8 protein-coding genes and 1 pseudogene are annotated in these 10640 nt (G+C 73.1%); 4 read left to right on the forward strand and 5 right to left on the reverse strand.

Features of this window, described 5'->3' with window-relative positions; translation table 11 throughout:
• Positions 1-263: 263 nt before the first annotated feature.
• Positions 264-995 (reverse strand): glycosyltransferase family 2 protein, encoded by a 732-nt coding sequence (locus tag ACGF5O_RS16670; protein ID WP_393810602.1) that lies wholly within the window; start codon positions 993-995, stop codon positions 264-266.
• 172 nt (positions 996-1167) lie between these two features.
• Between ACGF5O_RS16670 and ACGF5O_RS16675 the strand changes: the two genes are divergently transcribed.
• Together ACGF5O_RS16675 and ACGF5O_RS16680 are read left to right on the forward strand one after the other, a co-directional pair.
• Positions 1168-1938: a response regulator transcription factor gene (locus ACGF5O_RS16675; RefSeq protein ID WP_393810603.1), complete on the forward strand. Its 771-nt coding sequence runs from the start codon at positions 1168-1170 to the stop codon at positions 1936-1938.
• Between the two features lie 2 nt (positions 1939-1940).
• Positions 1941-3056, forward strand: a complete 1116-nt coding sequence (locus ACGF5O_RS16680; RefSeq protein ID WP_362592372.1) for a HAMP domain-containing sensor histidine kinase — start codon at positions 1941-1943, stop codon at positions 3054-3056.
• A gap of 97 nt (positions 3057-3153) precedes the next feature.
• Here ACGF5O_RS16680 and ACGF5O_RS16685 read toward each other — a convergent pair whose 3' ends face one another.
• Positions 3154-4143, reverse strand: a complete 990-nt coding sequence (locus ACGF5O_RS16685; protein ID WP_393810604.1) for an NAD-dependent epimerase/dehydratase family protein — start codon at positions 4141-4143, stop codon at positions 3154-3156.
• Positions 4144-4367: 224 nt separating this feature from the next.
• On the opposite strand from ACGF5O_RS16685, the gene ACGF5O_RS16690 reads away from it, so the two are divergent.
• Positions 4368-5582, forward strand: a complete 1215-nt coding sequence (locus ACGF5O_RS16690) for an acyltransferase family protein (protein WP_393810605.1) — start codon at positions 4368-4370, stop codon at positions 5580-5582.
• Here the strand turns inward: ACGF5O_RS16690 and ACGF5O_RS16695 are convergent.
• On the reverse strand, positions 5572-6126 hold the full coding sequence (locus ACGF5O_RS16695; RefSeq protein WP_393810606.1) for a hypothetical protein: 555 nt from the start codon (positions 6124-6126) through the stop codon (positions 5572-5574). The two genes, ACGF5O_RS16690 and ACGF5O_RS16695, sit on opposite strands and share 11 nt — an antisense overlap.
• A gap of 307 nt (positions 6127-6433) precedes the next feature.
• On the opposite strand from ACGF5O_RS16695, the gene ACGF5O_RS16700 reads away from it, so the two are divergent.
• Positions 6434-7924, forward strand: coding sequence for a subtype B tannase (locus ACGF5O_RS16700; RefSeq protein WP_393810607.1), 1491 nt, complete (start codon positions 6434-6436; stop codon positions 7922-7924).
• 35 nt (positions 7925-7959) lie between these two features.
• Here ACGF5O_RS16700 and ACGF5O_RS16705 read toward each other — a convergent pair whose 3' ends face one another.
• The gene (locus ACGF5O_RS16705; protein WP_393810608.1) at positions 7960-9426 is read right to left on the reverse strand and encodes an alpha-amylase; all 1467 of its coding nucleotides are present in this window, start codon (positions 9424-9426) and stop codon (positions 7960-7962) included.
• Positions 9423-10640 (reverse strand): annotated as a pseudogene (locus ACGF5O_RS16710) (glucosidase); the annotation flags it as partial. The pseudogene ACGF5O_RS16710 and the gene ACGF5O_RS16705, both read right to left, overlap by 4 nt.

The raw sequence follows: 10640 nt of genomic DNA on the forward strand, positions 1-10640 counted from the left end.
CCGGCACTTGCCGGGTACCGCCGCGCCCACCCGTGCCGCCCTGCGGCACGCCTGCCCGCAGCTGGGTCTTCGTCTTTTGTCTTTCAGAGGCGCGGGGAACTGCGCGCCCAGCCCCCACCGTCCCGCGGCGGTACGACTGCCCGCGGCCGGTGCGTGCCCGGCAAGGGGCGCGGGGAACTGCGCGAATGACCCCCGCCGTCCCGCGGTGGCACGACTGCCCGCGGCCGGTGCGTGCCCCGCAGGGGGCGCGGGGAACTGCGCGATCAGCCCCCACCGGCCCGCACCCGGGGTGGCTCGTGCAGCACTCGGCTCATGTCCCGCACGGCGTGCCACGTGCCGCGCCAGGTCCCCGTCACCTTCGAGGAACCGACCCGCGGCCGGTACGGCACCTCGTGCTCGGCGATCCGCCACCCGGCGTCGGCGGCCCGCACCACCATCTGCAGCGGATACCCACTGCGCCGGTCGTCGAGCGACAGCGCGAGCAGCCCCTCGCGGCGAGCCGCCCGCAGCGGACCGAGGTCGTGCAGCCGCAGCCCCGTGCGCCGCCGCAGCATCCGCGCCAGCGCCAGATTCCCCGCGCGGGCATGCGCGGGCCACGCGCCCCGCCCCTCGGGGCGCCGCCGGCCGAGCACCAGGTCCGCCTCGCCGTCCAGGACTTCGCGTACGAACGGCACGAGGAGCCCGGGGTCCAGCGAGGCGTCGCAGTCGCAGAAGCAGACGATGCCGGCGGTCGCCGCGGTCAGCCCCGCATGGCACGCCGCGCCGAAGCCGCGCCGCGCCTCGTGGACGACGGTCGCCCCGTACGCCCGGGCGACGTCCGCCGAGCCGTCGGTGGAGCCGTTGTCCACCACGAGGGCCCGCCAGCCCGCCGGGATCCGGCCGAGCACCCAGGGCAGCGCCGCCGCCTCGTTCAGGCAGGGCAGGACGACGTCCACGTCCGCCGCCGGGGACGGGGCCGGGGAGGGAGAAGAAGGTGAGGTGGTCACGGCCTTCACCCTACGAACGTGAACCGGACATTCCGGGCCTCGACTGCTTACGAAACGCGGACGTCGGCGCCCGGCGCCACCGGCGCCCCCGCCTCCCCGGTTTCTTACGAAACGCGAACGTCCCACCCCGCGCCCACGCCCGGCCGCGACACCCGCGACGGCCCGGTGCGAGGGTGGAGGCATGCAGCAGCCGTACGACTTCACCGAGGCCCCGGCCGAGGCCACCGCCACTGCCGGCGCCGGTGCCGCCCGGGTCCTGGTCGTGGACGACGACCCCACCGTCGCCGAGATCGTCGCCGGGTACCTGGACCGCGCCGGGTACCTGGTCGACCACGCCGGCGACGGCCCCGCCGCCCTGACCCGCGCCGCCGCCCACTGGCCCGACCTGGTCGTGCTCGACCTGATGCTGCCCGGCATGGACGGCCTGGAGGTCTGCCGGCGGCTGCGCGGACACGCCCCCGTCCCGGTCATCATGCTCACCGCACGCGGTGACGAGGACGACCGCATCCTCGGCCTGGAGGTCGGCGCCGACGACTACGTCACCAAGCCCTTCAGCCCCCGCGAACTGGTCCTGCGGGTGGAGTCGGTGCTGCGCCGCAGCCGCCCCGCCCCCGCCGACCGCTCCTTCTCGTCCGCCGGGCTCACCCTCGACCCCGGCGCCCGCCGTGCCACCAAGGACGGCATCGAACTCGCCCTCACCCTGCGCGAGTTCGACCTCCTCGCCTTCTTCCTGCGGCACCCGGGCCGGGCGTACAGCAGGGAGGACCTGATGCGCGCGGTGTGGGGCTGGGACTTCGGCGACCTGTCCACCGTCACGGTCCATGTCCGCCGGCTGCGCGCCAAGGTCGAGGACGACCCGGCCCGGCCGCGGCTGATCCAGACGGTGTGGGGCGTCGGCTACCGCTTCGAGCCGGCCGGACCGGGACCGGACGTGCGGGAAGGGGCGGCCTGACCATGCGCGACACCTTCCTCATCGCCCTGTACGCCTTCGCAGGCGCCGCCGGCACCGGACTGCTCGGGGCCGCCGCGCTGCGCCTGCTGCGCCGCCGCTCGCTGACCGCGTCCCTCACCGTGGTCGCCGCCGTCGGTGTGGTCGCGATGCTCGCCGGCACCCTGGCCGTCGCCTGGGCGATGTTCCTCTCCTCGCACGACCTGTCGGTGGTGACGACGGTCGTCGCGATGGCGGCCGTGGTGTCCCTTGCGACCGCGCTGATACTGGGCCGCTGGGTCGTCGCCCGCAGCCGCGAACTCGTCCTCGCGGCCCGCTCGTTCGGCGAGGACGGCGACTTCGCCGCGCCGTCGGTCCCGGCCACCGCCGAACTGGCCGAGGTGAGCCGCGAGCTGGCGGCGACGAGCGCGAAGCTCGCCGAGTCCCGGGAGCGGGAGCGGGCGCTGGAGACCTCGCGCCGGGAACTCGTCGCCTGGATCTCGCACGACCTGCGCACCCCGCTGGCCGGTCTGCGGGCCATGTCGGAGGCCCTGGAGGACGGCGTCGCCACCGACCCCGACCGCTATCACAAGCAGATCCGCACCGAGGTCGAGCGCCTCAACGACATGGTCGGCGACCTCTTCGAACTCTCCCGCATCCACGCCGGCACGCTCGCGCTGAGCCCGAGCCGGATGTCGGTGTACGACCTCGTCGGCGACGCGCTGGCGGGCGTCGACCCGCTGGCCCGCGAGTACGGCGTACGGCTGGTCGGCGACCGGGTGGAGCAGGTGCCGGTCGAGGTGGACGGCAAGGAGATGAGCCGGGTGCTGGGCAACCTGCTGGTGAACGCCATCCGCCGGACGCCGCCCGACGGCACGGTCGCGGTCGCCGCCGAGCGGTCGGCCGAGGGTGCCGTCGTCCTGTCCGTCACGGACGGCTGCGGCGGCATCCCCGAGGAGGATCTGCCCCGCGTCTTCGACACCGGCTGGCGCGGCACCCACGCCCGGACCCCGCCGGCCGGAGCCGGCCTCGGCCTCGCCATCGTGCGCGGGATCGTGGAGGCCCACCACGGGCAGGCCACCGTGCACAACATCCCCGGCGGCTGCCGGTTCGAGGTGGTGCTGCCCGCCGCCGCTTCCTGATCGCGGGCAGCACCACCGGTCCGTGTCACGGGTGGCGGCACCGGTCCCTCCGGGCCTCCGGCCCGTGGCGGGGGCCCGCCGACCCGTGTCCCGGCCCTCACCGGGCGCGCGCGAACTCCCGCATCCCCTCGGCGAACCCGACCTCGGCCTTCCAGCCCAGTTCGGCCCGCAGCCGTGACGAGTCGGCCGTGATGTGCCGTACGTCGCCCAGCCGGTACTCCCCGGTGACCACCGGCAGCGGCCCGCCGTGCGCCTCGGCCAGCGCGCGGGCCATCTCGCCGACGGTGTGCGGCTCGCCGCTCCCGGTGTTGTACGCGGTCAGCGCACCCGGCGCGGAGTCCGTCTCCAGCGCCGTCGCGTTGGCGGCGGCCACGTCCCGGACGTGCACGAAGTCCCGGCGCTGCCGCCCGTCCTCGTACACCCGGGGCGCCTCGCCCCGGGCGAGCGCGGAGCGGAAGAAGGAGGCGACGCCCGCGTAGGGGGTGTCGCGGGGCATCCGGGGCCCGTACACGTTGTGGTAGCGCAGCGACACCGCCGACCCGCCCGTCGACCGGGCCCACGCGGCGGCCAGGTGTTCCTGGGCCAGCTTGGTCGTGGCGTACACGTTGCGCGGATCGACGGGCGCGTCCTCACCTACCAGCCCGGGCGTCAACTCCTCCCCGCACACCGGGCAGTTCGGCTCGAACCGCCCCGCGTCCAGATCGGCGACCGCGCGCGGCCCGGGCCGTACGACACCGTGCCGCGGACACTCGTACCGGCCCTCCCCGTACACGACCATCGACCCGGCCAGCACGAGGCGGCGTACCCCCGCCTCGGCCATCGCGGAGAGCAGTACGGCCGTGCCCAGGTCGTTGCGCGAGACGTACTCGGCCGCGTCCCCGAACCCGACTCCCAGACCCACCATCGCGGCCTGGTGGCAGACCGCGTCCACGCCCGCGAGGGCCCGCCCCACCGCCACCGGACTGCGCACGTCGGCGCCCGGATCGTCACGGACGTCGAACACGACCGCCTCGTGCCCGCGCGCCGTCAGCGCCTCGACGACATGGGACCCGATGAACCCGGCACCGCCGGTGACCAGTACACGCATGGGGCCACGCTAGGCGCGCGCGGCCCCCGGACCACGTGCCCACGCCCGCACGTCACGACTCCGTAAGACGGCGCGCCGCCCCCCTCGCGCAGCCGCCACCGCGAGGCCCTGTTGAACGGCCCGGCCGGGGGTCACGTACCTGTTGCCGTGGGGCGGCGCGGTGCTGCCCGACGGCACCGAAGCGCGCGGCGGCCGGTGCCCGGAGGAAGGGTTGCGCCATTTCAGTGGAGACGAGTCGCCCGGCCGGAAGCACCCTCGACCCGGCCGCCCCCGTGCGCCGGGAGGAGGGCGGGACCGGCGACGGCGGCGCGGCGCGGGTCCGCCGGCAGGTGCGGGGCCTGGACGGCCTTCGCGGCCTGGCGGCGCTGTACGTCGTCCTGTTCCACTGCTGGCTGTACACCTTCCCCGGCTATCCGCACAGTTCGGCGCCGCCGTGGCTGGGCGGGCTGATGTTCGGGCGCCTTGCCGTCGTCTTCTTCCTGGTGCTGTCCGGGTTCTCCCTGGCGATCTCCCCGGCGCGGCACGGCTGGCGGACGGCCGGTGCCGGCGAGTTCCTGCGCCGGCGCGCCTGGCGCATCCTGCCCCCGTACTGGGCGGCGCTGGCCCTGAGCCTGCTGGTCTCGTGGTTCGTGGTGCCGGCCTCGCACTTCGGGCCGCCCACCGGTGCGACGGTCCTGGTGTACGGCCTGGTCGCCCAGGACGTGGTCACCGCCCCGACGCCGAACGGCGCGTTCTGGTCGATCGGGGTGGAGGCCGAGCTCTATCTCCTCTTCCCGCTGCTGCTGTTCGTCCGCCGGCGCTGGGGCGCCGTGCTGCTGGCCGTGTGCGTGACGGTCCCGGTCGTCGCCGTCGGGCTGACGGCGCCCGGCGGGACCCCCGTGGAGGGCGACAACTGGCTCGCTCCCCATCTCGCCCCGGTGTTCGCCGCGGGCGTGCTGGGCGCGGGGGTCGTGGCCGCCGGGGACAGGGTGCGACGCCTGCCGTGGGGCTGGTTCGCCGTCCTGGCGGCCCTGCCGGTCCTGGCGGTCGGTGCCGTCCGGGGTTCCGTCTGGACGGTGAACCACTACTTCTGGATCGATCTCGCCATCGCCCCCGCCATGACGATGCTGGTCGCCGCCGTCGCCACCGAAAAGCCCGCCGTCCTCGTACGGCTCCTGACCGCGCGCCCCGTCCACGCCCTCGGCGGATTCTCCTACAGCCTCTACCTGATCCATCTTCCGATCGTCCTGGCCGTGCTGCGCCGAGCGGCTCCGCATTTCGTGTCGCCAGGACTGCCCACCTTCTGGTTCACGCTGGCGGTGGGCCTGCCGCTTTCCGTATGCGCGGCGTGGTTCTTCTCCAGGTTCTTCGAAATCCCGTTCAAGAAGAACAGGTCCTGGAAATCGATCGTCGCGGCCCGTTCCGGAGCCGCGGTCCGATCTCCGGCCGTCAGCCCGTGACGGTGGACTTCTGGCCGGCGGGAGTGACGGCGTACCACTCCCCGCCCTTGCCCTCGCCGTTCGTCTGCCCGGCCGCCGTGTCGCCGACGTACCGGTAGAGCGGCCAGCCGGCGAGGGTGAGCTGTGTCTCGCCGTTGCGGTGGACCGTGCCGAGGAGGCTCTTCTCCACCCCCGAGGTCTGCACGGACTCCGGCACGATCACCGGCAGCCAGGTCTTGGTGCAGGCGCCGGAGCACGTCCACTTGGACGGGTTCGGCTCGTCCTTGTCGTAGCGGTAGAGGGTCAGTCCCTTGTCGTCGGTGACGATGCTGCCCAGGCCCTGGGCCGCCCTGGTCAGCACGGCCGCGGTGGTGGCCGGCTGCCCGGTCGCGGGGCTGGTGCCGGCGGCCGGCGTGGAGACCGCCGGGTCCGAGGCGGCGGACGTGACCGGGGCGGCCGGCGCCGCGGTGCCGGTGCCGCTGTCGTTCGAGGAGCCGCACGCCCCCAGCAGGAAGGCGGAGGCGAGCCCCAGAGCGAGGCTCGGACCGATGCGTCGCGGGATCAAGGAGGTGCCCTTCGTCGATGTCGCGTCTACCTGCTCCTTCAGTACGTCGGCCGGCTCCCGTCCGCTCAGCCCCCGCGCTCATGTGACGCACTCTTGACCATCGCGCGCGGCCCGCGGCCCGCGGCGTGCGTTTCAGGAATCTCAGGTCGATGAGCTGCCGCTATGGGTTGACCGTGGAGTCGCTGGAATTGTCGACGATATTGTCGGCAGTCGATTACGTTCGCTGCCGAGATCGAGACAAGCGCCCCGGGAAGCCGTTTCAGAGCTCTCCGGGCACCCGCACCAGCGCTCTCGAAGGAGACACGACATGACGCACAGGATGAACCGCAGGGCCCTCATCAAGGGAATGGCCGCCGCAGCGGTCGCCGTTCCGGCGGCGGGGCTCGCCGGCGGCGCGAACGCGTCGGCGGCGACCGCCGCGTCCGCCGCGACCACGGCCGACACCCTGGCCTTCGACCCCGACGCGTACACCGAGATCACCACGACCATCTCCACCGACGACGGCGACAAGGAGGTCACGTACCACTTCTGGTCGGCCATCACCTACGTCACCGACCCGGTGGACGAGACCTACCAGAGCCTGACCGTCAGCGTCCCCGTGTCCATCGACGGCACCGCCGTGGACGCCACCGACGCCCCGATCCTCGTCTCCAACTCGATCGGCGGCTACCTCCCCTCCTCGGTGTCGACCAACACGGGCGTCAGCAGCAGCCGGGCCCAACTGGCCATCGCGGCCGGGTACGTCGCGGTGGAGCCGGGCGCGCGGGGCCGGACCCTGGTGGACTCCGCGGGTGACTACTACGGCACCGCCCCGGCGGCGATCGTGGACCTCAAGGCGGCGATCCGGTACGTGCGGTACAACGCGGGCACCATCCCGGGCGACACCGACAGGATCGTCACGGCCGGGACCAGCGCGGGCGGCGCCCTGTCGGCCCTGCTGGGCGCCTCCGGCGGCAGTTCGCTGTACGACGACCACCTCAGCGAACTCGGCGCGGCCGACGCCGACGACATCGTCTACGCCACCGGCGCCTGGTGCCCCATCACCGACCTGGAGAACGCCGACGGCGCCTACGAGTGGAACTGGGGCGGCAACACGCTGAGCAGCGGGGAGGAGGTCGACCAGGACGTCTCCGCGGACCTGATGGCTCTCTTCGAGACGTACCAGTCCGGGCTCGGCCTGACCGCGGACGACTACGGCACCGTCACGGCCGACAACCTCGACGACTACCTCCTGGCGACCTACCTGGAACCGGCCGCCACCAGCTACCTGGCGGACCTGTCGGACGACGACCGGACCACCTACCTGGCCGCCAACACCTTCATCACCTGGGACGGTTCGGCGGCCACGTTCTCCTGGTCCGACTACCTCGACCACGTCGGGTCCCGCGGCAAGGACGCTCCGGCCTTCGACGCCTTCGACCTGTCGGCCGGCGAGAACAACGAGTTCGGCGTCGACACCACCGAGGCCCGGCACTTCACCGACTACAGCCTGGCCAACGACACCAGCGGCTCCGGCGGTTCGTCCCTGGACAGCGACATCCCCGGCAAGCTGGAGATGATGAACCCGATGTACTTCATCGGGGAAGGCAACGACGACCGGGCCAGGTACTGGTGGATCCGCACCGGCACCAAGGACACCGACACCGCGCTGACGATCGTCGGCAACCTCGCCCTGAGCCTGGAGAACCTCGGCGACGACGTCAACGCCCTCATGTACTGGGACGCGGCCCACGGCGCCGACGAGGACCCGGCCGACTTCATCACCTGGATCGCCGACGTGACCGGCTACACCGGCTGAATCGCGCCTTGTAAGGGGCGCGGGGAACTGCGCGCTCAGCCCCCACCGGGGCCGCGGGGAAGCGAGAGCAGATGCCACTGCCAGGCGTCGAGCGCCACGAAGAGCCCCGGATCGACCAGTTCGTCTCCCGCCCGGTCGTAGGTGCTCCCGTCGAGCAGCCCGGTCAGCCGGCAGGCGCGGCCCCGGAGTCCGTCCCAGGGCAGGGGAACCCGCCCCTGGGCCGGCTCCCCGGAGTAGTTGACCACGACGAGGCAGCGGTCCCGGTCGGTGGTCCAGGACCAGGCGAGCAGATTGCGGTGGCTGTCGTTGTCCGGCCAGCCCGTGCAGTCCAGCAGCCGCCACTCGCCCTCGCGCACGGGGGCCACGGCGGCCACGAGCCGTTCGTGGAAGTCGCGCAGGGACGTGTCGGCCCGCTCCTCGGGCCGGCGGGACAGGAACACCGGCAGGCGGACCCGGCGGCCCTCGAACTGGCCCTCGTGCCAGAGCGTCGCGCCGGGCAGGGTGGCCACGGCCACGGCCGCCGCCCGCTCCCGGTCGCCCGGCAGCGCGGCGGCGGCCCGGGGCTCGTCGTGGTTCTCCAGGAACCGGACGAGCCCCCGCTGGTAGTCGAGGCCGGCCTGCACGTGGGCGCGGACGGAACCGGCGTCCTCGTGGACCAGCCGGTCGTAGAGCCGCTTGTCGTAACAGTGGTCGAAACCCTGCTGCTGGAGGGCCCGTTCGAGGTCCCAGTACGCCTCCGCGACGAAGAGCAGGCCGGGGTGGCGCTCCCGGACCCGGCCGATGACGTACGGCCAGAAGTCCTCGGCGGGGACCTGCCCCGCCCGCTCGCCCCAGGTCTTCGCGAACACGTCGTTCATCGGGAGCATCGCCATGTCGCAGCGCACGCCGTCGGCCTGGTCGCCGATCGACACCAGCGTCTGGACCGTCGCCGCCCGGAGCCGCTCGCTGAAGGCGTTCAGCTGGACCACGTCCGGCCAGGGCGGGAAGTACGGGTCACGGCCCCGGGCGAACACGGTTCCCCCGGCCTCCAGGAACGACTCCGGCGAACGGGCCAGGTCCTCGGGCGTGCCGAGGACCAGGCAGTCCGGGCGCTCGGTGAGCCAGGGATGGTCGGGGGCCACGTGGTTGGGGACGTAGTCCAGGACCAGACGCACGCCGCGCGCGGCGAGTTCGGCCCGGGCCGCGGCCAGCCCCTCGGGACCGCCGAGGGACCGGTCGACGACGTAGTCCCGTACGCAGTAGGGGGATCCGGCGATGTCCGCCTCGGTGAGGCCGGGCAGTGCCGCGCGGAAGGAGGCGAGCAACTCCGCGTTGTCCAGGGCGATCCGCAGCCCGGCGGGACTGCGCTCCCACACGCCCATCAGCCACACGGTGTCCACGCCCGGCCGCGCGACCTCGTCCCAGACCTCGCCGGGAACATCGCCGAGGGTGACGGTGCGCCCGTACCGGCCGCTCAACTCGCCGAGCCAGACAAGGGTGTTGATCTCGTAGATCACCGTCATGACAGCGGCTCCTCCCGCAGCGCGCCCCAGTCTCCGGCGCCGACGACATGGAACAGGGTGGCGGTCACCGCGGCAAGCCCCGTCCAGCCGGTCTGGTGGGAGGCGCCGAGGCCGGCGCCGTTGTCGCCGTGGAAGTACTCGTAGAACAGGATCAGGTCCTTCCAGTGCGGGTCCTCGGCGAACCTGGACCGGGTGCCGTGCACCGGGCGGCGGCCGTCCTTGTCGCTCAGGAAGGTCGAGGTGAGCCGGCTAGAGATCTCGCGGGCGACCTCGTACAGGTTCAGCTGCCGGCCGGAGCCGGTCGGGTACTCCACGGTGAACCCGTCGCCGTGGTAGGCGTGCAGGTTCAGCAGGGCCCGGACGAGCAGGACGTTGACCGGGAACCACACCGGGCCGCGCCAGTTGGAGTTGCCGCCGAACATGCCCGAGTCGGACTCGGCGGGCAGATAGCCGACGCCGTAGGTCTCACCGTGCACCTCGAACGTGTAGGGGTGCGCCGCGTGGTGGCGGGACAGGGAACGGATGCCGTGCGGGCCGAGGAACTCCTCCTCGTCGAGCATGCGGGCCAGGATCCGGCGCAGCCGGTCCTCGCCGAACAGCGCGAACAGGTGCCGTCCCGCCGCGCCGGACCCGAGGACGTCGTGGGAGGCGACCAGGCCCTCGACGGCCGGATGCCGACGCACGAACTCCCGTGCGCCCTCCACGAGTTCGGGGAACCGTTGGTCCGTCCAGGCGCCGACCACGCTGGTCGCGACGAGCGGGACGAGACCGACCATGGAACGCACCCTGAGCGGGGTCGCGCCGCCGTCCGGCAGCCGCAGCACGTCGTAGAAGAAGCCGTCCTCCTCGTCCCACAGGCTCGCGTTGTCCTTGCCGATGCGGTTCATGGCGACGGCGATCCACGCGAAGTGCTCGAACAGTGTCTGCGCGTGTTCCAGGTAGACGGGGTTCTCGGCGGCCAGTTCGATGGCGATCTCCAGGAGGTTCTGGCAGTACAACGCCATCCAGGCGGTGCCGTCCGCCTGGTCGAGATGGCCGCCGGTCGGCAGGGGCGCGCTGCGGTCGAAGACACCGATGTTGTCCAGGCCGAGGAACCCGCCCTGGAAGACGCTGTTGCCGTCGACGTCCTTGCGGTTGAGCCACCAGGTGAGGTTCTTCGTCAGCTTCTGGAAGGCGTTCTCCAGGAAGGCGCGGTCACCGCGGCCGGTGCGCTG

Source organism: Streptomyces sp. NPDC048291 (genome assembly GCF_043201715.1).
Classification (GTDB): Bacteria; Actinomycetota; Actinomycetes; order Streptomycetales; family Streptomycetaceae; genus Streptomyces.